Origin of the sequence: Nesterenkonia aurantiaca (assembly GCF_004364585.1) — a bacterium.
In the GTDB taxonomy this organism is placed as follows: domain Bacteria; phylum Actinomycetota; class Actinomycetes; order Actinomycetales; family Micrococcaceae; genus Nesterenkonia; species Nesterenkonia aurantiaca.
Genome location: NZ_SOAN01000006.1, coordinates 43353 through 69799 on the forward strand (window position 1 = coordinate 43353; position 26447 = coordinate 69799).

Consider the following 26447-nt stretch of genomic DNA (forward strand, 5'->3'; position numbering starts at 1 on the left):
TCCGTCTCCAGCGATTCATGAGGTAAGCGCACCGTGCCAACCGGGAAAGTGAAGTGGTTCGACGCCGAGAAGGGCTTCGGGTTCCTGACTTCAGATGACGGCCAAGAGGTCTTCCTGCACTCTTCTGCCCTGCCGGCGGGAGTGCCCAGCGTCAAAGCGGGCGCACGCATGGAGTACGGCATCGCCGACGGCAGGCGCGGCAAGCAGGCGCTGTCGGTGCGGCTGCTCGAGGAGGCTCCCTCCGTGGCCCGCGCCACCCGCAAGCCTGCCGACGAGATGGCCGAGCTGGTCCAGGATCTGGTCAACGTCTTGGAGAACTCAACTGGAGCGCTGCGCAACGGGCACTACCCGCAGACCGCGCAGTCGAAGAAGATCGCTGCGATGCTGCGCCGCGTGGCCGATGAGTTTGACGCCTGATCATGACTGAACAGACCCCCGAGCCGGCCACCGGCGAGCAGTCCGGTCCCGAGCAGTCCAGTGCAGATCACACCGCCGCCAAGCAGTCCAGCGCGGTGAAGACCAGGCCCGAGCCGGCGGCCCGGACGCGCCGTCCCGGCAAGCCGAAGCTGGATGCGCTCCTGGCTGAGGCCGTCGACCTCGCCCACGACGCGCTCTACGAGATCGCCGACCCCGAGCAGGTGGGAGCTCACCTCGGGGTCACCGCCGAGGGGGACCGGCTGCTCACGCACCGCTTCGCCGCGGAGAAATCTGGATACCGAGGCTGGGAGTGGTTCGTCACCGTGGCCCGCGCACCCCGTGCCAAGCTGGTCACCGTCTGCGAGATCGGTCTGCTTCCGGGCGAGGACGCGCTCATCGCTCCCGAATGGGTGCCCTGGCTGGAGCGTATGAACGACGAGGAGCGGCAGGCTCACAAGGCGGAGCAGGCCGAAGCCGACGAGGCCTGAGCCTGCCCCGCTTCGATGAATCGGGTCAGTGACCCAGCACGTGGTCGATGCAGTGAAGCAGCCGAGTCACGTCCTCGGGCTCGATGGCGGTGAACGTCGCGATGCGCAGCTGATTGCGACCGAGCTTGCGGTACGGCTCGACGTCGACGATCCCGTGGGCGCGCAGCGTCTTGGCCACTTCGGCGGCATCCACCTCTTCGGCGAAGTCCACCGTGGTGATCACATTCGAGCGCTCCGCCGGATCTGCGACGAAGGGCTGGGCCAGCTCATGGGCTTCGGCCCAGGCGTAGACCCGCCCCGCGGAATCTGCCGTGCGGGCGGCGGCGAAGTCCATTCCGCCGAGCTCGTTGAGCCAGCGGACCTGCTCATTGAGCGTGACCAGCGTCGCCAGGGCCGGGGTGTTATAGGTCTGGTTCTTGCGTGAGTTCTCGATCGCCGTGCTCAGCTGCAGGAATTCCGGAACCCAGCGGGCGGCCGCAAGCTTCTCGGCGCGCTCCAGGGCCGCTGGAGACATCATGGCCAGCCACAGCCCGCCGTCGGAGGCGAAGTTCTTCTGCGGACCGAAGTAATACGCATCGGTCTCGGTGACGTCTACCGCCAGCCCGCCGGCGGCGGAGGTCCCGTCGATGAGCACCAGTGCGCCGTCGTCGGCCCCCTGGACCCGTTTGACCGGGGCCGCGACTCCGGTGGAGGTCTCATTATGCGGCCAGGCGTAGGCATCCACGCCCGGCTCCGCCACCGGCGCGGGCAGGGTCCCCGCCGCGGAGGTGAGGATGCTGGAGGCGTCGAGGAAGGGGGCGGTGTCCGTGGCCTTGGCGAACTTGGAGCCGAACTCGCCGAAAGACAGGTGCTGAGCCCGCTTCTCCACCAGGCAGAAGGATGCGATGTCCCAGAAGGCTGTGGAGCCGCCCACGCCGAGGATCAGCTCATAGCCCGCCGGGGCGCCGAAGAAGGTGTGCAGCCCCTCACGCACCTCACCGACCAGCTTCTTGACCGGGGCCTGCCGGTGGGAGGTGCCCAGCAGCTCCCGGCCGGCCGCTGAGAGCGCCTCGACCTGCGCGGAACGCACCTTGGAGGGCCCGGCGCCGAAGCGGCCGTCCTGCGGAAGCATCTCGTGCGGAATGGTGACGCGCTGGGACATGGGAGACTCCTAGATCGGTGAGCGGCGGTGGGCCCAGGAGCTGGCCTGGGCGGTCGCATCGGTCAGCGTCGTTGCCGAGGGGTTCCGGTGCGGAACTATGCTGTACAGCAGCTGCTTCCACCAGGACGAACAGCGCCGAGGCTCACGTTATCAAGGCTCGGCGCAGGAGAGTGAGTCACACGTGACCGATCTGATCGACACCACCGAGATGTATCTGCGCACGATCCTTGATCTCGAGGAAGAGGGGATCGTGCCGCTGCGTGCCCGGATCGCCGAGCGGCTCGAGCACTCCGGGCCCACGGTGTCCCAGACGGTGGCGCGCATGGAGCGTGACGGGCTGCTGGTGCTCACCACGGACCGTCGACTGCAGTTCACCGAGTCCGGCCGAGACCTCGCGGTGCAGGTGATGCGCAAGCATCGACTGGCCGAACGCCTGCTCTCCGACGTGATCGGACTGGAATGGCAGTACATCCACGAAGAGGCCTGCCGCTGGGAGCACGTGATGAGCGAGCGAGTGGAACGTCGACTGGTGGAGATCCTGCAGTCACCGGTGGAATCGCCCTACGGCAATCCCATCCCTGGCCTCGACCAGCTCGGGGTGGTGCTCTCGGAGCAGCCCCCGGTGCCGACGAAGATCACTATGCGCCACGCGGCCGAGGCAGATCCGGAAGGGCGAGACGATTCGCTGTGGATCGTCAAGCGCCTGGCGGAGTCGATCCAGATGGAGCCCGAGGTCCTGGAGCAGCTGCTCGAGGCGGGACTGCGCCCCGGCGGGGCCCTGCGGCTGCGAGGGGTGAATCAGGCCTACGTCATGCTGGAGGTCGTGATCGCGCCCGACGAGCAGCTGGAGGTCGAGCTGCCGCTGGAAGTCGCCCAGCACCTGTTCGTGGAAGTGTCATCGACCTCCTGAACGCCCTCCCGGGGCCTTCCAACACGGCAATGTCACGGTGAGATGACGCACATTGTCACGAAATGACATACGCCGCTTGGACTCGTCGTGTCCTGTCGAGGATCCCGATATTCGTCTCTGACAAGGGATTATAAAGAATTTCGAGGCATCCCTCAGGTGTGGCGACCTGTGTCTCATGCCGGGTCCTCAGTAGTTTTCTGCACCGACCGTGACCTGAGCGTGACAATTTTATCGATCTGTTATAACGTCGTACTCGTGTTCGCGGCCGATGTCCGAAGTCGCAGCGCCTCCGTCAGATCTTCTCCTGCCGCTGACCGGAGCACGAAAACTACCGCAAGGCAGGGTGCGGGGCATCGCGGTCGATCGAGACCTGAAGAACGTGAGCTTCCCGGCTTGCACTTCACTGAGGCGGCCCCGCAACTACAGGGAGAGGTTTCCAGAAAAGTGACAGACATGACTTTCGTCTCACGCCGTGACCGGCGCCGCCAGGCCAAGCCTTCACTGGCCAAGGCCGTGGCATCCAACGCCGGCACCTTCGGGCGCGGCGCGGCAGCTGCCGTCGCAGCATCCGGCCTGGTGATCTCCTCGGGAGTCGCCGCGAACGCCGGCACCGACATCCAGACCCCCGAGGTCACCACCCTGGACGTGAACGCCTCCGGCCTCAGCGTGGAGCGCGCCAGCACCACCTCCGCCGTCACGGTGTTCGCAGCCCAGGACGCCAAGCTTTCCTTCGACCGTCCCGTCGTGACCTCCACTCCGGCACCTGAGCCTGCACCGGCTCCCGCTCCGGCACCTGAGCCTGCACCGGCTCCCGCTCCGGCACCTGAGCCTGCACCGGCTCCCGCTCCGGCACCTGAGCCTGCACCGGCTCCTGAGCCCGCACCGGCACCTGAGCCTGCACCGGCACCGGCACCGGCTCCTGAGCCTGCACCGGCACCGGCACCGGCACCGGCACCGGCTCCTGAGCCTGCACCGGCTCCTGAGCCCGCACCGGCACCTGAGCCTGCACCGGCACCGGCACCCGAGCCTGCACCTGAGCCTGCACCGGCTCCCGCACCGGCACCTGAGCCTGCACCGGCACCCGAGCCCGAGACCCAGCAGGCGCAGTCCAACACCGGTCAGCAGTCCCAGGGCAACACCCAGGTCGCCTCCACGTCTTCCGCACAGAACGACGCCCCGGCATCCTCCAGCGGCGGCAACGGCTCGATCGTGGGCGCAGCCTACGCCGGCCTCGGCAACCCCTACTCCTTCGGTGGCACCTCACCTACTTCGGGTTGGGACTGCTCCGGCTTCATCAACTGGGCCTACAACCAGGCTGGCGTCTCGGTTCCCCGCAGCACCTACGCCATGATGGGTTCCATGCGCCAGGTCTCCTCGCCCTCCCCGGGCGACATCGTCATCCAGAACGGCGGCAGCCACGCTGCGATCTACGTCGGCAACGGCCAGCTCATCGGCGCGAACAACCCTCGCGTGGGCACCATCCAGTACCCGCTGGACTCCCCGTACTGGTCCAACACGATGTACCTCAGCGCCAACTGACGCTTCTGCCGCCTAGGCGGTGCAACACACCTCGGCCGCAGGGCGCGATCCTCATCGGGATCGCGCCCTGCGGCGTTCGTGTCCCCGGACGCCACGTCATCAAGTGGGCATCATGCTCGCCACGGTCTATATTGAGCCTGTACAGGCAGAGCAGAACGCTGTGGAACCCTGTGAGGACCGCGCCGAGAAGCGCGCTGAGGCGCACCGACCGGCAGCACGACGAGCAGGGGTGAACGCACGGGAGCCCCGATATGCGAACACTGGTGCTCAACGCAGGCTACGAGCCGCTGAGCGTGGTCACCTCACGCCGCGCCGCCGTGCTGGTCATGCACGGCAAGGCCAGCGTGCTTGCCGAGGACCACGCTCCGATCACCACCCCCTCCTCGCTGGTCCCACGTCCGGCGGTGATCCTGTTGCACCATTACGTCAGAGTCTCCCGCCGGCGACCTGCGGCGCCGTCACGAAGAAGCATCCTGCGCCGCGACGGTCGTCAGTGCACCTACTGCGCCCGGCCCGCCGCCACGGTGGACCATGTGATTCCGCGGGCCCGCGGCGGAGACTCCAGCTGGGAGAACCTGGTCGCCTGCTGTGGGACCTGCAACGCGCGCAAGGGCAGCAAGACCCTGGATGAGCTCGGCTGGACCCTGGGCATCACGCCCCAGGCACCCCCTCATCACGTCTGGATGCCGGTGGAGCTCGACGCACCCCGGGACGCTTGGATGCCATTCCTGAGCCATGCCTCCTCGCACTGAGCTTCGCCCCGGCGCAGCCGCGGCCGCGGGGTCTGCGATCTCCGCGATCCTGCTCGCCGGAGGACGCGGGAGCAGACTGGGCGGGGTGGACAAGGCTCTGCTCCGTCGCGGAGCTCAGACTCAGATCGAACGTTGGATCCAGGAGCTCCAGGGTCGAGACATCGCCACCGTGGTGGTGGGCCCACCGGCACTGGAACCGCTGATCCCTGGCTCGGTCCCGCTGGTGCGCGAGGCCCCCGGCTTCGCGGGGCCGGCCGCGGGAGTCCTCGCCGGAGCCGCCGCGCTGCAACGCCTCGGGCCAGACCCGGAGTCCGTTGGCAGCGCCGGGTCTGCCAAGAGTGAAGGTGCAGGCGCTGTCCCTACCCGATGGACCCTGCTGCTGGCGGTCGACCTGACCGAGCCTGCCGCTCTTCTGGACTGGCTCCTCGGCGAGCTCGAGAAGCCCGACGTCGAGAAGACCCATTCCGAGAAGCTCGACGTCGACGCGCCCATCGCGGTGCTGCCCCGTGATGCTTCGGGTCGGCAGCAATACCTCAGCAGCGCCGTGCCCACCGACTGGCTTCTCGGCCGGGTCGCAGCGCTCTCACCCTCCGAGGCCGAGGACCGTCCGCTCCGATGGTTGCTGCAAGGCCTGGAGGAGGCCGCGACGCTGCGCCGGCCGGTGGCCCCGCCCGAAGTCAGCGAGGACGTGGACACGCTTCATGACGCCCAGCGGCTCGGAATGCGCCTGCCCTGAGGTGCTCGGTTGTGAGACTCTGGGAGCAGTGTCAATCAAGGAGTCGCCATGTCGGCAGAAGCAGCGCAATCGCATGAGTCCATCGAGCTCTGGATCAAGGAGCTCGCGCATCACCTCGAGGTCGACGGCATCGAGATCGACATCGACGCCGTCCTGGCCCTGGCCGGCCAGGCGGCGCACACCGTGGTCCGCCCTGCGGCGCCGGTGACCACCTACCTCATCGGCTACGTCGCCGGGTTGGCCGAGGCCACCGGGCAGGCAGATTTCCAGACCGCCTCCCGCGCCGCCTCCCGGGTCGCGGCACAGCTGCTCGAACGCCGATCCGGAGCTGTGGGTTGACACAGCCCCGCACCGCGATGATCACTTTGACGCAGGCTCGGGAGCGAGCGGCCGCCGCTGGTCCGCTGGCCGCTGACCGGCTGAGCCTCCAGGAGGCCATAGGCGGCGTGCTGCTGGACCCGGTCCGGGCGCTGCAGGACATCCCGCATGCCTCAACCTCCGCCATGGACGGATGGGCACTGGCCGCAGACCCGCTGCGAAGCTCGACCGGGGGGCCCGAGTGGGCGCTGCGCCCCGAGCAGGCACAGAGCCCCGCAGACCGACCGGCCCCGCTGCTGCCAGGAGAAGCCACCGAGGTGCTCACCGGCTCCGTGGTCCCAACGGGGACCCATGCGGTGCTGCGCACCGAGCACGGGATCACCGACGGGCCTCGGCTCCGAGCCCTGAGCACCAGCCCCGACACCGCCCCGCAGCGTAATGTCCGCCCCGCCGGTGCGGAATGCCGCGCCGAAGACCAGTTGGTGCCAGCTGGGGCGGTGCTCACCCCGGCGCGAGCCGCCGTCGCCGCCGTCGCCGGACATGACCACGTCACGGTCATCCGCCGCCCACGCGTGCACCTGGTGCTCACCGGCGCGGAGGTCACCACCAGCGGGATGCCGGCACCCGGTGAGGTGCGTGACGTCTTCGGTCTGGCGCTGCCACAGATGCTCCACGAGATGGGAGCCGCCGCGGTGACAACCCAGCGGCTCGGCGACGATCCCGAGACACTTGCCGCCACACTCCGGCAGATCTCCGAGGTCGGGAGCGTCGACCTGATCGTCACCAGCGGCGGCACCGCGCACTCCCGCGCGGATGCGCTGCGACCGGCCCTGCACGCCCTCGGCGCCGAGCTCACCGTGGACTCCGTGGATATGCGTCCAGGTCACCCGGTCCTTCTGGCTCGACTGTCCCGCCGCAAGGAGCCCCTGTACCTGCTCGGTCTGCCCGGGAACCCGTTGGCCGGATTCTCCGCGCTGACCGCGCTGGGAGTGCCGCTGCTGCGTGCACTGCGCGGAATCCCCGCCGCGGAGCGCACGCCCACCGTGGGCCTCACCGCGGGAGCCCGGCTCCCGGCGGCGCGGCGCGGCGTCCGGCTGTTGCCCGTGCGGCGCGGCCCCAAGGGCGTGCTGCCCGCCGGCCACAGTCGCTCTCACATGATGCGCGGCCTGGCCCAGTCAGAGGCACTGGCGATCGTGCCCGAAGGCGGACTGGCACCCGGGGATCCGGTGGACTGCCTCTTGGTGCCTGGACAACGAGGAGAAGATTTCGAATGGGACGACTGACCGATCGCCGGCGCGTGATCACCCTGCGTGCGGGCGGCACCCGCAGCAAGGTCGACCTGCTCGCTGTGGAAGAGCCGCTGGAGCTGCGCCTGGCCGGGGAGTCCTTCACCGTGACCATGCGCACCCCCGGGCATGACTTCGAACTGGTCGCCGGGTTCCTGGTCGCCGAGGGGATCATCAGCTCCCAGGACCACCTGCGCAGCCTGCGCTACTGCGCCGGCACCGACGAGCAGGGGAATCAGACCTATAACGTCATCGACGCCGAGCTCGATCCCGCTCTGGCCCCGACCTCGCTGCTGCGCACCCGCAATGTCCTGACCACCTCCGCCTGCGGGATCTGCGGAACCACCTCCATCGACGCGGTGGAGAAGACCCTGCCGCCACGCATGCCCGAGATGCTGCAGCTCAACCAGGAGACGCTGCTCGCGCTGCCAGAGCTGATGCGCGAGAGCCAGGCGCTGTTCGGCAAGACCGGGGGAGTCCATGCCGCCGGGCTGTTCGACGCTGCGGGCACGCTGCTGTGCCTGCGGGAGGATGTCGGGCGGCACAACGCCGTGGATAAGGTGGTCGGATGGGCCCTGACTCAGGGCCGGCTCCCGCTGAGCGGCACCGTGCTGCAGGTCTCCGGGCGGGCTTCCTTCGAGCTCGTGCAGAAGGCGGCCCTGGCCGGGATCGAGATGCTCAGCGCGGTGGGGGCGCCGTCCTCGTTGGCGGTGGACCTCGCCGACCGCTCCGGGCTGACCTTGGCCGGGTTCTCCCGCGGCGGGTCCATCAACCTCTACGCCCACTTCCAACGCGTCGAGATGCCGGACGAGCAGCCATGACCACGGCGCGCAGGCCGGATCACGAGCCCTCATCGAGACCGGTAGTGACCCCAGCCGATTATTAGCGTAGGCTGACGGAGTACTACAAGGGCTTCTACACCTATGCGGTCGCCCAAGTGGTCACCGCAATCGACCGGCCAGGTTGACTGCGGAACATGCATCGTGAGATCGATGCGTAGCAAGAGCAAGTATATTAAGGAAACATCATGGCTACAGGCACAGTTAAATGGTTCAACGCTGAAAAGGGCTATGGTTTCATTGCCCCCGAAGACGGTTCAGACGATGTCTTCGTGCACTTCAGCGCGATCACCACTTCCGGCTTCCGTTCCCTCGAGGAGAACCAGAAGGTTGAGTTCGAGACCGCCCGCGGCCCCAAGGGTCTTCAGGCTGAGAACGTCAACCCCCTCTGAGCTTCACTAAGTTCGCTGAGGATGGCTGCATAGCCTTCTGAAGCTGAGCATCTCGGGTTCGATGAACAGAACCTCACAGAGACCGGCCCCCTGAACTCGCATCAGCGAGATCAGGGGGCCGGTCTTCTTGCATGCCCGGGGTCTGCGCGGTCGACGGCGAGCAGGCCGGCGTCTCCGATGCGCTTCTGTGCACTAGATCACAGGGGCATGGCAGACTTGAGCCATGACCTCGCTGTTCACCGCCCCGGCACCTTCCCGCAGCTATGACCCGAGTCTGGCGCACCGCCGGTCCCAGACCACGCTCACCCTCAGCGACGCCACCGGTGCCCCGCTCGCCGACCGGGACGTGTTGGTGCGCCAGCGTGACCACGCCTTCGGGTTCGGCTGCATCGGGTTCGAGCTGATCGACTGGATCAATGGACGCTCCCAGGATGCCGCCGCGGACGCCGCGGTCGCCCAGCGCTGGCTCGCGCTGTTCAACAGGGCCACGCTGCCCTTCTACGGGGGCCGGTTCGAAGCGGTCCGCGGCGAACCGAAGACCGCCGAGCTGCTGGCGGCCGCGCGATGGTTCAAGGACCGCGGCATCGGAGTCAAGGGCCATCCGCTGCTCTGGCACACGCTGAGCCCGCCGTGGCTGATGGAGCTGGAGGTCGAGGAGATCGACCAGGCGCTGCGTGATCGGATCCGCCGCGAGGTCCGGGACTTCGCCGGGGTGATCGACACCTGGGACGCGATCAACGAGGTCGTCATCATGCCGGTGTTCCCCGTGGAGCCGAACGGGGTGACCACACTGGCCCGCCAGAAGGGGCGAGTGGCGATGATGCGGCTGGCCTTCGAGGAGGCGCGGGCGGCCAACCCAAACATCACGCTGCTGCTCAATGACTTCGACATGTCCACCGCCTACGAGTGCCTCATCGAGGCGGCCCTGGAGGCAGGGATCCAGATCGACCGGCTAGGTCTGCAGTCTCATATGCACCAGGGCACCTGGGGGGAGGAGCAGACGCTGCGCGTGCTGGAGCGCTTCTCCCGCTACAACATCCCGATCCACTTCACCGAGACCACGATCCTCTCCGGCACCCCCGTGCCCGCCGACATCTCTGACCTCAACGACTGGCAGGTCTCGCCTGAAGCGTGGCCCTCCACCGAGGAGGGCGAGGCGCGCCAGGCCGAAGAGGTCGAGGCCCACTACCGCCGTCTGCTGGGGCATCCGTCTGTGGAGTCACTGACCTACTGGGGTCTGCCGGACAAGGACATGTGGCTCAATGCGCCCGGCGGTCTGCTCCGCCGGGACGGCACCTCCAAACCGGCCTATGACAGGCTGCACCAGCTGATCAAGGGGGAGTGGTGGATGCCCGAGACGCCGCTGCGCACGGATGAGGCAGGGCGCCTGCAGTTCGAAGGGTTCCTCGGCGACTACGAGGTCGAACTCGACGGCGCCATCGCCCCGCTGACGATCCACGCGCCGGGTGCGGCGCACCTGGGTCTGCGCCTGCCACTCGCCTGAATCACCTGCGCCCAGGTCTGCGCGGGTCAGTTCTTCAGGGTCGCGTCTTCCAGCGCCGGGTAATCGGTGTAGCCGCGCTCGCCGCCCACGTAGAACGTGGTGGGATCGGGCTGGTTCTCCTCCAGCCCCAGCTCCCAGCGCCGGGCCAGATCCGGGTTGGCGATGGCGGAGCGGCCCACGCCCACCGCCTCGGCCAGATCCTGCTCCACCAGCCGGACGGCCTCGTCCCGCGTGGTCTGCACGCCGAAGCCGGAGTTGGCGATCAGCGGGGCGCCGGAGACCGTGCGGATCAGCTGCACGATCTCGCTCGCGGGGTCCGCGTTGAGCACATCGATGTGGTTGAGCCCGAGTGGGGCGAAGCCTTCGGCCATGGAACGGTAGGTGGCCAGCGCGTCCTGGTGGTCCTCTTCCATCGCGCCCTGGATGTTGTGCTGCGGGGAGAGCCGGATGCCGGTGCGGTCCGCGCCGATCGCCTCAGACACCGAGGCCGCGACCTCCACCGAGAGCCGGGCCCGGTTCTCCGGGGATCCGCCGTAGCCGTCGGTGCGGGTGTTGGAGCCCGGGGCGGTGAACTCGTGGAGCAGGTAGCCGTTGGCACCGTGGAGCTGCACCCCGTCGAAGCCCGCCTCGATGGCGTTGCGCGAGGCCTGGGTGAAGTCGGCGATGGTCTGTGCGACCTCCTCGGCGCTCAGCGCATGCGGCACCGGGTGCGGCGCCTTGCCCTCAGGCGTGCGGATCTCGCCAGGGGCGGCGAGAGCGCTGGGCGCAACGACGCGGCCGGTGCCCGAGATCAGCTCATGACCGATCCGCCCGCCATGCATGATCTGGGCGATGATCTTGCCCCCGGCGGCGTGCACCGACTCGGTGACCTTGCGCCAGCCGGCGACCTGCTCGGCGGTCTCCAGGCCGGGCTGCCCGATCCAGGTGCGGCCCTCCATCACCGGGAAGGTGCCCTCGGTGACGATCAGGCCGAGCGACGCGCGCTGGGTGTAGTACTCGACCATCATCTGGTTGGGCACCCCGTCCTCGCCGGCGCGGATGCGGGTCAGCGGAGCCATCACAAGCCGGTTGCGCAGCTCGATGGCACCGAGGGAGAGCGGCGAGAAGAGCTGGTCCTGCACCTGGCTGGCCTGGGCGGAAGAAGTCATGGAGCGGGTCCTTGTCTGCGAGGTTCTCGGCGCGGTTCGTTCCAGAGCCGCCCGATCTGTTCTTCCCAGAGCAACCGCGAGCGGAGGGCTTCGATTCCTGATCCGGGGCAAGGTCACATTCGACGGCGATATCCCGGGCCCATGGATCCCTGCCCCCGGCGGCCCTATCGATCCCGCCGCTAACAGACGGTGACCAGGCTGCAGGCAGCGCTGAGCGATGCCGGGATCGAGGCCGGTGATCACAGCATCGACGTGCTGACCGGCTTTGCCCTGGAGCCGAACGGTCGCGTCGTGACCATTCCGGCCAGACCGGGCCATGCGTGGAGGGGCCTGAAGATGGCACGCCCGGAGGAATGCTCCCGGCCTACCGGCTGATCGGGCGAGCCGAGCGGGCAGAGACGCTGCAGCGCCATCTCGGCCTCTGATCTGGGACGCCCCGGGAGGAATCGACCCTGTGCACACGTGATTCGAGGAAAGGTGCATCTCTGGTGCCGTCAGGACATGCGAGAGGGCCGGTCATCAGGGCCGGCCCTCTCACCAGATCTACAGCAATACACCAGTACCCACGCTGTTGCGTGACTCAGCCTCGAGTCGTGTAGTCCGTGTGTTCGTCTCCCAAGCCCTGCTGGTAGTTCTTGACCAGACGTAGTTCGCCTTCGAGTCTCTGGATCGACTCTTCCAGCGACCGAAGCTTGTGCAGGACCTCATCCTGGAAATTGGTCTCGGACATGTCGCTCTCCTCTAGGTAGCCCCGGTCCTGAGCGGGCCGGCTAGGTCTACTGTAGATGTGTTCTGCGACACTGCACCCGCTCGGAGGTCTCCGGATGGTCTGCGTGCCACCGGTGAGGAATCCTGGCCAGGCGAACCCTTGACCGACAAGCTGTGCCGTCGTCTTTCACGTCCAGGGTGGAGTCGGCCACCTGAATCAGAGGCGAAGAGCGGTCAACTCGGTGACACAAGGCGCTGACCAGTGGTTCTTCTGGTCCCCCCGGCAGGATTCGAACCTGCGACACCCGCTTTAGGAGAGCGGTGCTCTATCCCCTGAGCTACGGAGGGCTGCGCGGTGAGGATCACCGGCGGATGCCGTGAGTCCAGCGCGGCACCGCACCATCCTACCTGCGGCGCCGGGTCTCTGCGGCTGGCCTGGGCCTAGGGTCGTTCCAAGCCCCGGCGGAACAGGCTCATCACTACGGCACTGATCACCACGGCCCCCAGAATGATCAACAGCGCCCAGCTGGCCATGGTGAATCCCGAGGCGACCGCCACGAGGCCCTCATCCAGCGGCTGCATGGTGAGGATCCGATCGATCAGGAAGTTCTCGATGATGTCCAGCGCCGCGAAGAGCGCCGCGCCGGTGAGCACGAACCAGCGGAAGACTCCGCGGCGCATGACCAGCCCGACCACGGCCCAGCTGCAGAGCAGGAAGGACAGTGGGAACAGGATGCCTGCGGTGCGGTGCAAGAAGCTGAGCTGACCGGTGGCGTCGGAGTCCATGACGTTGCGCAGCCGCTCGATGTCATCCACCGAATAGCCGAACAGGCGGCTGTCCGGCATCGAGAAGCCGCCGGCGAAATAGTTCATCTGCGGCAGCGCATAGAGGTGCAGATAGGCGAAGAGGAAGACCGTCAGCCCCAGGAGCGCGTAGAGCAGCAGGTGCGGGTTGGAGTCGGTGCCCTCACCGGCGCGCTGACTGGCCGCACTGAGGTACCCGTCCTGGACGTCGTCGCGACGCTTCGGCGTCACGGAGAGGTCTCGACCCTCGCGGCGTGCCTGACGAAATGCCCGAAGCCCGCCCGGAGCTCCAGGGGCTCCTGAGGATTCCTGCTCCGTGACCTCACGTGCAGGGTTGCCCCGCACCTTCTTGCGCCGCTTGGACATGACCCTCCTGGATAGATCCGCTTCACCTCCAGTCTGGCAGAGGTTCGCCCGCCCTCGCGCCGAGTCGGTGTCAGCTCCGACGCTTAGACTGGGGCCACCATGGATTTCCTCTTCACCCCGCCGAAAGCCACGTCCGCCGATCGTCCGCGCCGGCCCACCGGCCCCAGCGCTGCAGCCAGCTCCGCCGCCCAGGACGACGGCGGCCCCGCTGTGCTGCAGCAGGACCAGGCGCCTGCCGCGCCGGCCCCCGCCGATGCGGTGGCCGAGTTGAACCCGGAGCAGCAGGCGGCCGTGCTGCACTCGGGCTCCCCGCTGCTGATCGTCGCCGGAGCCGGCTCCGGCAAGACCCGGGTGCTGACCCGCCGGGTGGTGCACCTGCTGCGCAGCGGGTCCGCCCGCCCGCACGAGATCCTGGCGATCACCTTCACCAACAAGGCCGCCCGAGAGATGAAGGACCGTATCGCGGAGATGATCGGGCCGCCTGCTGAGCGCATGTGGATCTCCACCTTCCACTCCTCCTGTGTGCGCATCCTGCGCGCGGAGGCCGCCCATCTGGGGCGCCGAACCACATTCACGATCTACGACAGCGCCGATTCGCTGCGGCTGATCACCACCATCGCGAAGTCCCACGACCTGGACCCGAAGCGGTTCGCCCCGCGGGCGCTGAAGAACAAGATCTCCGCGCTGAAGAACGAACTCATCGACGCCGACCAGTTCCAGTCCACCGCGGCCCACGAGCCGTTCTCCGAAGCGGTCGCCACCGTCTACCGGGAGTACAGCGAACGGCTTCGCGCGGCCAACGCCTACGATTTCGACGACCTGCTCGCCGAGACCGTCTACATGTTCGACGCCTTCCCGCGGATCCTGGACAGCTACCGTCGGCGATTCCGCCACGTGCTGGTCGATGAGTACCAGGACACCAACCACGCCCAGTACCGACTGGTCCGCCAGCTCACCGGCCCCACCAGTCCTGCCGGCTCCACCGAGACCACCGCGGACGCCATGGCCCAGGTGCCCACGCCCGGGGCGGAGCTGACCGTGGTGGGTGACTCGGACCAGTCCATCTACGCCTTCCGCGGCGCCGATATCCGCAACATCGTGGAGTTCGCGCGTGACTACCCCGACGCCACCACGATCAAGCTGGAGCAGAACTACCGCTCCACGCAGACCATCCTCAACGCCGCGAACGCGGTGATCTCGCAGAACCCGAACCGGACCGAGAAGAAGCTCTGGACCGCGCTCGGCGAGGGCTCTCCGGTGGTGCTTCACGTGGCCCCCTCGGAGAACGATGAGGCCGAGTGGATCGCGCGCACCATCGACTCGCTCGGTGACGAGCACGGGATCAGGCCCTCAGACGTCGCCGTGTTCTACCGGACCAACGCGCAGTCGCGCTCGCTGGAGGAACGGCTGATCAACCGCGGCATCCCGTATCGGGTCATCGGCGGCACTCGGTTCTACGACCGCAAAGAGATCAAGGACGCGCTGGCCTACCTGCGGGTGGTCAACAACCCCGACGACGACGTCAACCTGCGCCGGATCCTCAACGAGCCCAAACGCGGGATCGGGGAGCGCGCCGAGGGTGCCGTGGCCACGCTGGCCACCCGGGACCGCACCACCTTCCTGGAGGCGCTGCGCCGAGCCGAGGAGGCCCCCGGGATCGCGACCCGCTCGCTGAAGGCGATCGCCTCCTTCGTGCGGATGATCGATGACCTGATCCAGCTCAACCAGGACGGCCGGCCCTCGGTGGTGCTCGAAGCCGTGTTGGAACAGTCCGGCATGCTCGAAGCGCTGCGCCAGTCCAAGGACCTCCAGGACGAGTCCCGGGCGGACAACCTCGGCGAGCTGGTGGCGGTGGTCAAGGAGTATGAGACCGAGGCCGCCGCGGCTGACTCGGCGAGAGACACCGCCGGGGACACCGCCGGGGACACCGCCGGGGGAGTCGTCCAAGGTGATGACTTCCTCGAGACCGAGGCCGGGTCCACGGCGCAGGGCGAGGCAGGTCTCGCCGGGGCAGAGCCGCAGGAGGGCCCCGGTGCACTGGCGAACTTCCTGGAGCAGGTCTCCCTGGTCGCCGACGCCGACGCGATCCCCTCGGCCGGTGACGAGGAGTCCCAGCGGCTAGCTGTGGAGCAGGGACAGGTCACCCTGATGACCCTGCACACCGCGAAGGGCCTCGAGTTCCCGGTGGTCTTCCTCACCGGCATGGAACACGGGATCTTCCCGCATTCGCGGTCGATGTCAGATCCCGAGGAGCTCGCCGAGGAGCGCCGGCTGGCCTACGTGGGTCTGACCCGCGCCCGGCAGCGGCTCTACCTCTCACGAGCCGAGTCCCGGCACCTGTGGGGCCAGCACCAGTTCAACCCGCCGAGCCAGTTCCTCGGAGAGATCCCCGAGGAGCTCATCGAGGTCAGCGCCGGGTCCTCCACCTCCTCGCGCGGCCCCCGATTCGGCTCCCCAGGGTTCGGCGGTTCCATCCAGGGTGGCGCGGGCAGCCTCAGCGGCGGCTGGGGCTCGGGGTCGAATTCCTACGGCGCCGGTGCACCGCGGTCCGGCGCGACCATCTACGGCGCGGCCGACAGCTCGAAGACCTCCTCCTCGCTGCCCGGGGCCACCCGTGGCGCGGCGCCGAGCCAGGTGGATCCGGATCGTGAGATCCCCAGTCTGAGCCCCGGAGACCGGGTCAGCCACAAGCGCTTCGGGGTCGGTGAGGTGCTCGCGGTCGAAGGAACCGGCGCCAAGACCGTGGCCAAGGTGAGCTTCGCCGGGTCCGAGAAGCGACTCCTCCTGCGATATGCTCCACTGGAGAAGGTCAGCTGAGCGCTGCGCGTGAAGCGCGCCGCGCCGTCGGCCTTCACATGTAGAGATGACTTCGACGTAGAAGGACACACACGTGGACCTGTATGAGTACCAGGCGCGCGATCTCTTCGAGGCACACGGTGTTCCCGTGCTGGCCGGAATCGTGGCGCAGACCCCGGAAGAAGCGAAGGCGGCCGCCGAGAAGATCGGTGGCGTCGTCGTCGTCAAGGCTCAGGTAAAGGTCGGAGGCCGCGGCAAAGCCGGCGGCGTCAAACTTGCCAAGAGCGCCGATGAAGCGCAGCAGCATGCTGAAGCCATTCTGGGCATGGACATCAAGGGGCACACCGTGCACCGCGTGATGATCGCCCAGGGTGCAGACATTGCAGATGAGTACTACTTCTCGATCCTGCTGGACCGCGCCAACCGCGACTACCTCGTCATGTGCTCCAAGGAGGGCGGCGTGGAGATCGAGCAGCTCGCCGTCGAGCGCCCCGAGGCGCTGGCCCGGGTGAGCGTCGATCCGAACACCGGCATCGATGCGGCCAAGGCCAAGGAGATCGCTGAGCAGGCCGGATTCCCTGAAGACCAGCACGAGCAGCTGAGCCACGCGTTCATCCAGCTGTGGAACGTCTTCTCCAAGGAGGACGCCACCCTGGTCGAGGTGAACCCGCTGGTGAAGACCGGCGACGGGCAGATCATCGCGCTCGACGGCAAGGTCACCATCGACGAGAACGCCGAGTTCCGTCAGCCGGCACACGCGGAGCTCGTCGACGAGCAGACCGAGGACCCGCTGGAGGCCAAGGCCAAGGCCAACGATCTGAACTACGTCAAGCTTGACGGTCAGGTCGGCATCATCGGCAACGGCGCCGGTCTGGTCATGTCCACCCTGGACGTCGTGGCCTACGCAGGCGAGGCCCACGGCGGCGTGAAGCCCGCGAACTTCCTCGACATCGGCGGCGGCGCCTCGGCCGAGGTCATGGCCAACGGCCTTGACGTCATCCTCGGTGACGAGCAGGTCGAGTCCGTGTTCGTCAACGTCTTCGGCGGCATCACCTCCTGCGACGCTGTGGCCAACGGCATCGTGAAGGCCCTGGAGATCCTCGGGGACTCCGCCACCAAGCCGCTCGTGGTCCGCCTCGACGGCAACAACGTGGAGGAGGGACGCCGCATTCTCGAAGCGGCGAACCACCCGCTCGTCACCACCGCTGACACCATGGACGCCGGCGCCGACAAGGCCGCCGAACTTGCGCACTCCGCGCGGACTGACAAGTAAGGACCTGCTCACACAATGTCTATCTACCTGAACAAGGACTCCAAGGTCATCGTCCAGGGCATCACCGGCGGCGAGGGCACCAAGCACACCGCCCTGATGCTCAAAGCAGGCACCAACATCGTCGGTGGAGTGAATGCTCGCAAGGCCGGCACCGCCGTGTCCCACAAGGACAAGGCCGGCAATGATGTCGAGCTGCCCGTGTTCGCCTCCGTGGCCGAGGCCATGGAGAAGACCGGCGCCGACGTCTCGGTGGCCTTCGTGCCGCCGAAGTTCGCCAAGGACGCCGCCGTGGAGGCCATCGAAGCCGGCATCGGCCTGCTCGTGGTCATCACCGAGGGCATCCCGGTGCAGGACTCCGCGGAGTTCTTCAACCTCTCGCTGACCAAGACCGGTGCCGACGGCAAGCCCGTCACCCGGATCATCGGCCCGAACTGCCCCGGCATCATCACCCCGGGTCAGGCGCTGGCAGGCATCACCCCGTCCAACATCACCGAAGCCGGGCCCATCGGTCTGGTCTCGAAGTCCGGGACGCTGACCTACCAGATGATGTACGAGCTTCGCGACATCGGCTTCTCCACCTCCATCGGCATCGGCGGTGACCCAGTCATCGGCACCACCCACATCGATGCGCTGGAGGCCTTTGAGAACGATCCGGAGACCAAGGCCATCGTGATGATCGGCGAGATCGGCGGCGACGCTGAAGAGCGCGCAGCCGACTACATCAAGGCTCATGTCACCAAACCCGTCGTGGGCTACGTGGCTGGCTTCACCGCACCCGAGGGCAAGACCATGGGCCACGCCGGCGCCATCGTCTCCGGCGGCTCGGGCACGGCTGAAGGCAAGAAGGAGGCACTGGAGGCCGCAGGGGTGAAGGTCGGCAAGACGCCGTCCGAGACCGCTGCGCTGCTTCGCGAGGTCTTCAAGGGCTGAGGCCTGATCCACACCGCAGTGCGGGGCCGTTCCTGATCATCAGGGGCGGCCCCGTCCTCGTCTGTGCGCCCTGCCGGAGCGGGCCAGGTGTCGACCCCGGCCTCAGCCGCCCTCGGAGCCCTCGCCCAGCTCCCGCTCGGGATGCTCGCCGAACTGGAAATGCCGGCCGCTGATCTCCTCGGGACGGATCCGCACGAAGAAGTCCTTGATGGTCGGGACCCAGGGCTTCAGGTTCAGCTCCTCGGCCGCCTCCCGTTCGGCGGAGGTCTCCAGGCGGGTGGCCGTGCCGCGCAGCACCACGGACCAGGCCTGATCGGAGAGGATCCCATCGGCCTCGAAGACCACGCTCTCATTGACCGCCATCTCGGCGAGCTTCGAGCCCGGCGCGGTGCGCAGCACGATCGAGCGGTCCTGGACCGCGCAGTTGACCGGGAAGATATCGGCCCGCCCGCCCACCACGGTCACCAGGCGGCCATGCGCAACGCGTTCCAACAGACTCCAGCACTGGTCCTCGCTCAGTACCAGGACCGGTTCGCCCTCAGGGTGTTCAAACATCGTCGCCGCCTTCCAGCCGGTGATGCACCTCACTGTGCACCACCGAGTCTAGACCGTGTCCACAGCGCGCAGCAGAGTCGGCCGGGACCGGATCAGGCCATGGATCCAGCGCTGAGGAGCCCATTGATCAGACCACGGTGACCCCGAGGAGCGAACCCAGGAGATACGTCACTGCGGCTGCCCCGAGGCCGATGCCCAGCTGGCGCAGCCCGCGCTTGACCGGTGAGGCCCCGGAGAGCAGCCCCACGATGGCGCCGGTGCCCAGCAGCGCGACCCCGACCAGCGCACTGGCGATGATGATCGCGGAGGCCCCTTCGGCTCCCAGGAGATACGGCAGCACCGGAATGGTCGCCCCGACCGCGAAGAAGACGAAGCTGGACCCTGCGGCGTGCCAGGCCGAACCGACGGCGGCGTGGGCATCGGCGGGCTCCCCCGGATCGTGGGAGAGCTCGGGCTTGCAGTCACAGGCGAAGACGTCGAGCCGCTCGAGCGCACGGTGCTCGGCGTCGGCCTCGCTCATGCCGCGGGCCCGATAGACCAGGATCAGCTCGTTGTGGTCGAAATCGAGGTCCGGAGCGGCGCGCAGGGTGACCTGAGTGGGTCGGGTGGCGTCGAGCAGCTCGCGCTGGCTGCGCACCGAGACGTACTCACCGGCGGCCATCGAGAGCGCCCCGGCCAGCAGCCCCGCGATACCGGTGAGCAGGATGACGCCGGTCCCGACGCCGGTCCCGCCCATGCCCACGATCAGGGCCAGGTTCGAGACCAGGCCGTCGTTGGCGCCGAAGACCGCCGCGCGGAACCCCCCGGAGAGCTTCTCCCGGCCGCGGGTGGCCAGGGCCCGGACGACCTCCTCATGAATGGCCTCATCGGCGGCCATCCGGGCGGTCGCGTCGTCGTCGTCGTCATAGGGTGAGCCGCCCTCGGCGCGCTGGGCCAGCGCCAGGATGAACACCGACCCGAAGATCCGCGCCATCCAGCCCAGCAGCACCCGGTGGGCCGAGGGGGCGGGCAGCCGTTCGGCGTCGGGTCCCAAGAGCTCCCGCCAATGCAGCTCATGGCGCTTCTCCGCAGCGGCCAGGCCAAGCAGGATCTGGCGCTCCTCACCGCGCTTGCGCTCCGCGAGAGCGGTATAGAGCCGCCCCTCGGCCTGCTCATCGGCGAGGTATCTACGCCACCGGCGGATCTGCCGCGGGGTCGGGGCGGGGTTCTGCGTGTGTGACGCACTCGGGTCAGCCGAGTGGTCTGCGGGATCGGGGGAGCTCATTGAGCTCAGTCTTCCCGATCTTCGGTCGCCGCGGACCTCGCGACCGCCTGTGACGAAGTTCAGGAATGGCTAAACCGACGACGCCGCGCGCTGGCCTCACCGATCAGTCGACGGGCGAGGGCGGAGTCCACTCCGGGGCCCAGCCCCAGATAGTCCGGTGCCAGATGGTCGGGGGTGCGCCCGGCGGGCTCAGCATCACGGCCGAAGGCCAGATAGGTGCCGCCGGCGCGGCGGAGGATGAGCATCCCGGCTGCGATGTCCCAGGGCTTGGTGTCCACGCCGAGCACCACATCGTTCCATCCGGCGGCCGCATGGCAGAGCTCCAGCGCCCCGGAGACCACCCGGCGCACCGTGGAGAAACCCGTGACCATCTCGCCGAAGGCCTCCAGCGCAGGGGCTCCCTCTCGGGCCAGGACCTCCGCGGAGGGGTAGCTGGTCATCAGGTTCAGCTGGGCGCCGGAACGTGTGGCGCTGCCGCTGGTGGACCCCAGCCGGGTCTCGTGGCGCTGGGCCGAGCTGAGATAGGCGCCGTCGTCGTCGGCGGAGAAGCTGAGCTGGTTGACCGGGTCGTGGACCACCCCGGCGATGACCTCCCCGGCGAACACCGCGGCGATGGAGATCGAGAACATCGCGAAGCCGTGCGCGAAGTTGCTGGTCCCGTCGATGGGGTCGACGATCCATTCCAGCGCGCCGCGCCCGCGGGCACCGGATTCCTCGCCGGTGATCCAAGAGTCCGGGACCGCTGCGGTCAGCGCGGCGGCCAGGGCATCTTCGGTGGCCCCGTCATGGACCGTGACCAGATCATGGGTGCTGGTCTTGGTGGTGACCGCCATCCCCGGCTGCCGGGGGTCGGCGCGGAAGGCCTGCACCAGGGGCGCCCCGGCCGCCTGTGCGGCCTGAAGGGCGATCCCGCGGAGCTGGCGCGGGTCAGGGTGGGAGGCGATGGTGTGCGGCACGGGTTCACCCTACCCACCCGTGGGCTGCGGCAGTGGCCCAGCACACCAGCCGGTATGATCGAGCCGATGACGAACTCAGAGCCCACTGAGGTTATTCAGGACAATGCCGCCGTGCGGTCCCACTATCGCGATCGCACCCGGAACCGGGTGATGAAGGCCGAGGACGGCTGGCACCAGTTCCGTCTCGGCCTGGCACGCAGGCGTGGACTCAACGTCACGATGCTCGCGATGACCGGCTACGGCTGCCGACGCTGGGTCCGCGTGTTCTCCCGGGTGGTGATGGCCCCGGACTCCGATTTCGAGAACGGACTCCGTGTGGCCAAGGTCATCGCCGATGGGGTCCGTGGCTGGCGCAACTTCGTCTCGGCCCCGGTGCCCTTCGCGGAGATCACGGTGGAGATCGCCGGTCGTGAGTTCGAGGTGGTCGCTGACCGCGGCGGGATCGTGGACGCGGTGATCGAAGTGGACCTGGAGCCCGGCTGGCAGCAGGTCACGCTGCACGCCCCGGGCAGCGAGTCCACCACCGCCGAGGTGCACATCATTGATGACTCCACCGTGACCGGGGTGGTCTGCGACATCGATGACACCGTGGTGGTCACCACGCTGCCCCGACCGCTGCTCGCGGCGTGGAACTCCTTCGTGCTCGATGAGCACGCCCGCACCCCGACCCCCGGCATGGCGGTGATGATGGAGCGGCTGATGGGCAGCTTCCCCGGCTCCCCGGTCATCTACATCTCCACCGGCGCCTGGAACGTGGCGCAGACGCTGACCCGGTTCCTGACCCGGAATCTCTACCCGCGGGGGCCGCTGCTGCTCACCGACTGGGGCCCGACGGCGGACCGCTGGTTCCGCTCCGGGCAGCAGCATAAGGCGGAGCAGCTGGAACGGCTGGCCCAGGACTTCCCCGAGATGTCCTGGGTGCTGATCGGTGACGACGGTCAGCACGATCCCAGCATCTACGCCGACTTCGTCCGCCGCCACCCGGAACATGTCACTGCGGTGATCATCCGTGAACTGACCTACTCCGAGGCGATGCTGGCCGGTGGCCGCGCCGAGGACCCGGTGGGCAACGATCTGCTCAACTACGGCGACCCGACCGAACCGGCCGACGCGGTCCAGCTCGCCGGTGATCGGCGGATCCCCTGGATCTATGGTCCCGACGGCAAGGACATCGCGGCGAAGCTCTCCCAGCACGGTCTGCTCCGCAGCTGAGGCGGTTCCACAGTTGAGACGGTTCCACAGGTGAGCCTGCTCGGCCGCCTCGCAGATTCAACTGCAGAGCCTCAGCTGCAGGGCCTCAGCTGGTCGAGCTGGCTTCGGCAGCGGCCCCGGCCGAGGACGCGAAGCGTCGCGGCCGGGGGTGCATCGTGCGGACCCGCCGGTTGACCTCCACGGCGCGGGCATAATGCCCGATCAGCTCGTTGGACAGCGCCTCCCAGGTGCGGTCCTGCACGCTCTCGTGTGCGCGCCGCCCGAAGTCCCGGCGAGCCGCATCGTCGCCGATCAGGTGTTCCACCGCCGAGCGCAGACCGGTCAGGTCACCAGGCCGGTAGAGCCAGCCGGTGCGTCCGACGTCGACCAGGTCCAGCGGACCGCCCCGACCTACCGCGACCACCGGCACCCCGGCGGCCATGGCCTCCTGGATGGTCTGGCAGAAGGTCTCGGCCTCCCCGGGGTGGACGAAGACATCCAGGCTCGCCACATGGGCGCCCAGCTCCTCGCCGGACTGGAAGCCGGCGAAATGCGCGCGAGGCAGCGCCCGGCGCAGCGCGTCCTCCTGCGGCCCCGAGCCGATGATCACCAGGCGGGTGCCCGGCAGCGCATCGAGCACCGCCAGATCCTGCACCTGCTTCTCCGAGGCCAGCCGCCCGACGAATCCGATCAGCTTCTCGTCGGGGGCTGAACCGCTCCCGCCGGGCGCGGCCGCCCAGCCGCTGATCTGGGCCCGCAGCGCCTGACTGCGCCGTTCCGGGGAGAATCGTCGGGTGTCCACGCCCCGGCGCCAGGTCTTCAGCCGCTTGATGCCGCGCCGGGTGAGCTGCTCGCGGCAGAAGGAGGACGGCACCAGGGTCAGCGTGGACGCCGAATGCATCCGATCCACGTGCTGCCAGAGCAGCTCCGCCGCCCAGGGAAGCCCATAGCGCGCCGCGTAGGTCGGGACCTCGGTCTGATAGATCGACACGGTGGGCACCCCCAGCGCGCCCGCCGCCTGGATCGCTCGCCAGCCCAGCACGAAGGGCGAGGCCACATGGACCACATCGGGACGGATCTGTTCGAGCAGATGGCGGATCCGGGTCACGAAGCCCGCCGCGACCCGAACCTTCGGGTAGTCCGGCAGCGGCAGCGAGGGCACCCGGATCACCGGGAAGCCTTCACAGAGCTCCCTGACCGGGCTGCCGGGCTCGGTGCGAGCCACTGCGTCGAACATGGTGTCGGAGGGGGCGATGACGGTGACGTCATCGCCGCGGCGACGTAGGTGGGCGAGTACATGAAGCACGGAGTTCGTCACGCCGTTCATGTGGGGCAGGAATGATTCAGTCACCACGACAACTCTCACGCCCTCAGGCTAGGCAGGCCGGGCCAGCGTGGGTCGTCGTCCTCGTGACCGCACCGTGAACGCTGCTCAAACGTTTTCCTGCCCAGCGGATAAGGTGACCAGGTGGAAGTCCTGATACCGCTCGCCGTCGTCGGCCTGGTCCTGCTCGCCGCCGTCATCCAGCGTCTGGTGGGGCTCGGCTTCGGGATGGTCATGGCCCCCTTCCTCGTCGTGCTCATCGGAGCCCACGAGGGCGTGATGCTGGTGAACTTCCTGAGCATCTTCGCGCCGATGCTGGTGCTGCCGCGGATCTGGAGCGACATCGAATGGCGCAAGGTGCTCTGGCTGGGCCTGCCCGCGCTCGCGGTGATGCCCGCCGCCGCCTGGATCTCGGTGAACTCCTCGGCCGGTCCGCTCTACGTGGTGGTCGCGGCCCTGGTGATCATCGGTCTGATCACCTCGATGCTGCTGAGCCGGATCACCTTCGAGGCCGACGGCGCCGCCACCAGGGTGATCGCGGGGATCGGATCCGGAGCCGGCACCGTCATCGCCGGGGTCGGCGGCCCCGCGGTGACGATCTACGCGGTCCTCTCGCGCTGGCCGATCATGTCGATGATCGCCACGCTGCAGCCGATCTGGATCATGCTCTCGCTGGGCTCCTTCGGGATCAAGTGGTCCTTCGACGACGGCGCGCTGCCCGGTCTGCCCTGGTGGGCCTGGGCCGGATCGGTGGTGGCGATCGTGCTGGGGATCGTGATCGGGGAGTGGCTGCAGCGCCGCATCGACGAGGCGCTGGTCCGTCGGCTTGTGCTGATCCTGGCGTTCATCGGCTCGATCATGGCACTGATCACAGGTCTGCGACTGATGATCGGCTGAGGCCTGTTGCTCCAGCCGAAGACCAGGACCTGCTGGCACGATAGGACCGATGGCCACCACCGACACCGAATCCAGCACCGCCGCGAATCCCGCTGCGAAGTCCCCGTTGCGCGCCCGGCGCCGATTCAGCCTGCCCACCCCTCCGCTGTGGCTCATCGGGCTGGTCGAAGCTGCGCAGATCCTACTGATCACGGTCCTGCTGGTGGGCCTGCCGGTGCTGGTGATGAGCCTCGCGGGCGGATTCTCCGGTTTCAACCTGGACTTCGTGGTCTCCCTGGCGGCGCAGCTCTGGCTGGTGCTGCACGGGACACCGGTCGAGCTGGTGGTCACCCTCGACCCCGGCGCCCTGGGCGGGGCCCTCGACGTCCCGGGCGGAGGCTGGTTCCACCTGGTGCCGCTGGGCTTGACCCTGATCCCGCTCTGGCTGGGATGGCGGGCCGGCGGACGGATCGCCCGCGGCTCCTACTCCGATCAGCTCTGGCAGGGTCTGCTTCCGCTGGTCCTGGGCTATGCGGCCGGGGCGGCCGGCATCGCCTGGGTGGCGCAGGCGGAGGCCTTCCAGGTGATGCCCTGGCTGGCAGCGCTCTGCGCGGCAGTGCTGATGAGTCTGGCGGCGCTCGCCGGATGCTACGCCGAGGCGCGCAGCGCCGCACGGATGATCGGCACAGACCTCGAGGCCCGGATCGACGAGCTCTCGCAGCGGCTGCGCTGGGCCGGCTCCTACGCCTGGGCTGTGACCCGGGCTGGACTGGTCGGCTTCGTCGCCGCCTGCGGGCTGGCGGCGCTGCTGCTGGCCGGGCAGCTGGGCGTGCAGTGGATGCAGATCGCCAATGTCTATGAACAGCTGAACCCGGGGATCGTCGGGGTGCTGGGGCTGACCATTCTGCACCTGGGCCTGGCGCCGAACCTGATCCTGTGGGCCCTGGCCTACTCCACCGGGTCCGGCTTCGCGCTCGGCTCTGGCTCGGTGGTCTCCCCGCTGGGCACCGATCTGGGCGCGGTGCCAGCAGTGCCGGTGCTGGCCGCGCTGCCGGTGGAGGCCCACGCCTACGGGATCTTCGTGCTGGGTCTGCCGGTGCTCGCGGGTGTGGTCGCCGGCTGGTGGCTGCTGCGCGAGGGGGAGAACCACCTGGACGACTGGTTCACGCTGCGGATCTCCTGGCGCCCGCTGGCCGGGGTCCTCTCCACCCTCGCGCTCGGGATCCTCACTGGGCTGGTCACCGCGCTGCTCGCCGTGGGGCCGCTGTGGCTCTCACACATCTCCCTGGGAGTGGGACGAATGACCGATATCGGCCCCAATGCGCTGCTCAGCGCCGGGATGCTCGGAGTCTGGGTCGCGCTCGGGGTGATCCTGGGCTACAGCGTCTCGCTGCTGGGGCAGCGGCTCCGCCGCCGCTTCACCGGCTGAGCGGGACTCGCGTCGAGCGGATCTCAGCGTCCGAAGCCCGGGATCGAGCTCATCATTCCATCCTCGTACTCGAGCAGGCAGCGCTCCATCGAGCGTTCGGTCAGTGCGCTGGCCTGGCAGTCGTCGAACTCCGCCGTGGCCTGCCAGAAGATGGCCTGCGAGCCGGCGGTGAAGGTGAAGACTCCACAGCACAGCAGCGCCGCGATCGCACTGATGTGCATCATCAGCGGCAGCCGCTTGCGGAAGCATTGGACGAGCAGGATGATCCCGCCGGCGAAGCCGACCAGGCCGGCGACCACGGCGAGCAGTCTCCACGGCAGCGGCAGCTGCAGACCCAGATAACTCAGCAGCAGCGCCAGCACGAGCCATCCGGTGAACCGGCCGTAGAAGCGGAACGTCGACTCATCAAGGTCAGTGGCGCGGCTCCGGCCTGGTGATGGGGTGCTCATGGTCCACCACCCTATCCGGGTCCCCGCCCGGGGCGGGACTGCTGAGCCGCAGAACC

26 protein-coding genes and 1 tRNA gene are annotated in these 26447 nt (G+C 68.3%); 17 read left to right on the forward strand and 10 right to left on the reverse strand.

Translation table 11 applies throughout. The annotated features are described in order from the left end of the window. Positions 1–33 precede the first annotated feature (33 nt). Together EV640_RS08540 and EV640_RS08545 are read left to right on the forward strand one after the other, a co-directional pair. Entirely contained in the window at positions 34–417 is a 384-nt protein-coding gene (locus tag EV640_RS08540; RefSeq protein WP_036473128.1) for a cold-shock protein, read from the forward strand. 2 nt (positions 418–419) lie between these two features. Continuing rightward, complete coding sequence (locus EV640_RS08545; protein ID WP_051500746.1) at positions 420–905, forward strand: DUF3027 domain-containing protein; 486 nt, start codon at positions 420–422, stop codon at positions 903–905. 25 nt (positions 906–930) lie between these two features. Here the strand turns inward: EV640_RS08545 and serC are convergent, their stop codons facing one another. Next, the gene (gene serC / locus EV640_RS08550) at positions 931–2046 is read right to left on the reverse strand and encodes a phosphoserine transaminase (RefSeq protein WP_036473130.1); all 1116 of its coding nucleotides are present in this window, start codon (positions 2044–2046) and stop codon (positions 931–933) included. A gap of 181 nt (positions 2047–2227) precedes the next feature. Between serC and EV640_RS08555 the strand changes: the two genes are divergently transcribed. The 9 genes from EV640_RS08555 to EV640_RS08595 all read left to right on the forward strand — a co-directional run bounded on the left by EV640_RS08555 (position 2228) and on the right by EV640_RS08595 (position 10322). After that, complete coding sequence (locus EV640_RS08555) at positions 2228–2956, forward strand: iron-dependent transcriptional repressor DtxR (protein WP_036473132.1); 729 nt, start codon at positions 2228–2230, stop codon at positions 2954–2956. Positions 2957–3409: 453 nt separating this feature from the next. After that, positions 3410–4495, forward strand: coding sequence for a C40 family peptidase (locus tag EV640_RS08560; protein WP_133726278.1), 1086 nt, complete (start codon positions 3410–3412; stop codon positions 4493–4495). Between the two features lie 251 nt (positions 4496–4746). Beyond that, positions 4747–5247, forward strand: a complete 501-nt coding sequence (locus EV640_RS08565) for an HNH endonuclease (RefSeq protein ID WP_036473135.1) — start codon at positions 4747–4749, stop codon at positions 5245–5247. Further along, positions 5231–5983 carry an NTP transferase domain-containing protein gene (locus EV640_RS08570; protein WP_051500748.1) on the forward strand — a complete coding sequence of 251 codons (753 nt, stop codon included), beginning with the start codon at positions 5231–5233 and terminating at the stop codon, positions 5981–5983. Before EV640_RS08565 ends, EV640_RS08570 begins: the two co-directional genes overlap by 17 nt. A 48-nt stretch (positions 5984–6031) precedes the next feature. After that, positions 6032–6322: a DUF6457 domain-containing protein gene (locus tag EV640_RS08575; RefSeq protein ID WP_036473138.1), complete on the forward strand. Its 291-nt coding sequence runs from the start codon at positions 6032–6034 to the stop codon at positions 6320–6322. A 17-nt stretch (positions 6323–6339) separates the two neighbouring features. After that, positions 6340–7584: a molybdopterin molybdotransferase MoeA gene (locus EV640_RS08580; protein ID WP_133726279.1), complete on the forward strand. Its 1245-nt coding sequence runs from the start codon at positions 6340–6342 to the stop codon at positions 7582–7584. Beyond that, positions 7572–8408: a formate dehydrogenase accessory sulfurtransferase FdhD gene (fdhD, locus tag EV640_RS08585; RefSeq protein WP_133726280.1), complete on the forward strand. Its 837-nt coding sequence runs from the start codon at positions 7572–7574 to the stop codon at positions 8406–8408. The genes EV640_RS08580 and fdhD overlap by 13 nt, the downstream gene beginning before the upstream one ends. Before the next feature lie 206 nt (positions 8409–8614). Further along, positions 8615–8818 (forward strand): cold-shock protein, encoded by a 204-nt coding sequence (locus tag EV640_RS08590; RefSeq protein WP_036473143.1) that lies wholly within the window; start codon positions 8615–8617, stop codon positions 8816–8818. A gap of 223 nt (positions 8819–9041) precedes the next feature. Continuing rightward, complete coding sequence (locus EV640_RS08595) at positions 9042–10322, forward strand: endo-1,4-beta-xylanase (RefSeq protein WP_133726281.1); 1281 nt, start codon at positions 9042–9044, stop codon at positions 10320–10322. A gap of 26 nt (positions 10323–10348) precedes the next feature. Here EV640_RS08595 and EV640_RS08600 read toward each other — a convergent pair whose 3' ends face one another. From EV640_RS08600 to EV640_RS08610, 4 genes are all read right to left on the reverse strand, one after another. After that, positions 10349–11470: an alkene reductase gene (locus EV640_RS08600; protein WP_133726282.1), complete on the reverse strand. Its 1122-nt coding sequence runs from the start codon at positions 11468–11470 to the stop codon at positions 10349–10351. Positions 11471–12050: 580 nt separating this feature from the next. After that, positions 12051–12200: a hypothetical protein gene (locus EV640_RS13590; RefSeq protein ID WP_166645895.1), complete on the reverse strand. Its 150-nt coding sequence runs from the start codon at positions 12198–12200 to the stop codon at positions 12051–12053. Positions 12201–12450: 250 nt separating this feature from the next. Beyond that, positions 12451–12526, reverse strand: a tRNA-Arg gene (locus tag EV640_RS08605). 93 nt (positions 12527–12619) lie between these two features. Then, positions 12620–13348 (reverse strand): hypothetical protein, encoded by a 729-nt coding sequence (locus tag EV640_RS08610; RefSeq protein WP_133726283.1) that lies wholly within the window; start codon positions 13346–13348, stop codon positions 12620–12622. A gap of 99 nt (positions 13349–13447) precedes the next feature. Here EV640_RS08610 and EV640_RS08615 point away from each other — a divergent pair, with 99 nt between their 5' ends. The 3 genes from EV640_RS08615 (at position 13448) to sucD (ending at position 18347) form a co-directional block, all read left to right on the forward strand. After that, a complete protein-coding gene (locus EV640_RS08615) occupies positions 13448–16165 on the forward strand; it encodes an ATP-dependent helicase (protein WP_133726284.1) in 2718 nt (905 codons plus the stop codon). A gap of 73 nt (positions 16166–16238) precedes the next feature. Then, positions 16239–17417 carry an ADP-forming succinate--CoA ligase subunit beta gene (gene sucC / locus EV640_RS08620; RefSeq protein WP_036473148.1) on the forward strand — a complete coding sequence of 393 codons (1179 nt, stop codon included), beginning with the start codon at positions 16239–16241 and terminating at the stop codon, positions 17415–17417. 15 nt (positions 17418–17432) lie between these two features. Continuing rightward, entirely contained in the window at positions 17433–18347 is a 915-nt protein-coding gene (sucD, locus tag EV640_RS08625) for a succinate--CoA ligase subunit alpha (protein WP_036473150.1), read from the forward strand. A gap of 102 nt (positions 18348–18449) precedes the next feature. On the opposite strand, the gene EV640_RS08630 is transcribed toward sucD, so the two are convergent. The 3 genes from EV640_RS08630 to EV640_RS08640 all read right to left on the reverse strand — a co-directional run bounded on the left by EV640_RS08630 (position 18450) and on the right by EV640_RS08640 (position 21122). Next, positions 18450–18902: a pyridoxamine 5'-phosphate oxidase family protein gene (locus tag EV640_RS08630; protein ID WP_036473154.1), complete on the reverse strand. Its 453-nt coding sequence runs from the start codon at positions 18900–18902 to the stop codon at positions 18450–18452. Between the two features lie 127 nt (positions 18903–19029). After that, complete coding sequence (locus EV640_RS08635) at positions 19030–20166, reverse strand: VIT1/CCC1 transporter family protein (RefSeq protein WP_036473156.1); 1137 nt, start codon at positions 20164–20166, stop codon at positions 19030–19032. A gap of 59 nt (positions 20167–20225) precedes the next feature. After that, positions 20226–21122: an inositol monophosphatase family protein gene (locus tag EV640_RS08640; protein WP_235180892.1), complete on the reverse strand. Its 897-nt coding sequence runs from the start codon at positions 21120–21122 to the stop codon at positions 20226–20228. A gap of 66 nt (positions 21123–21188) precedes the next feature. Between EV640_RS08640 and EV640_RS08645 the strand changes: the two genes are divergently transcribed. Continuing rightward, positions 21189–22334, forward strand: a complete 1146-nt coding sequence (locus EV640_RS08645; RefSeq protein WP_036473157.1) for an App1 family protein — start codon at positions 21189–21191, stop codon at positions 22332–22334. 85 nt (positions 22335–22419) lie between these two features. Here the strand turns inward: EV640_RS08645 and EV640_RS08650 are convergent, their stop codons facing one another. Further along, positions 22420–23679, reverse strand: coding sequence for a glycosyltransferase family 4 protein (locus EV640_RS08650; protein ID WP_051500753.1), 1260 nt, complete (start codon positions 23677–23679; stop codon positions 22420–22422). A 102-nt stretch (positions 23680–23781) separates the two neighbouring features. Here EV640_RS08650 and EV640_RS08655 point away from each other — a divergent pair, with 102 nt between their 5' ends. Beyond that, positions 23782–24534, forward strand: coding sequence for a sulfite exporter TauE/SafE family protein (locus tag EV640_RS08655; RefSeq protein WP_036473161.1), 753 nt, complete (start codon positions 23782–23784; stop codon positions 24532–24534). A gap of 49 nt (positions 24535–24583) precedes the next feature. Continuing rightward, positions 24584–25942 carry a cell division protein PerM gene (locus EV640_RS08660; protein WP_084479273.1) on the forward strand — a complete coding sequence of 453 codons (1359 nt, stop codon included), beginning with the start codon at positions 24584–24586 and terminating at the stop codon, positions 25940–25942. A 23-nt stretch (positions 25943–25965) separates the two neighbouring features. Here the strand turns inward: EV640_RS08660 and EV640_RS08665 are convergent, their stop codons facing one another. Beyond that, on the reverse strand, positions 25966–26391 hold the full coding sequence (locus tag EV640_RS08665; protein ID WP_036473163.1) for a hypothetical protein: 426 nt from the start codon (positions 26389–26391) through the stop codon (positions 25966–25968). Positions 26392–26447 lie beyond the last annotated feature (56 nt).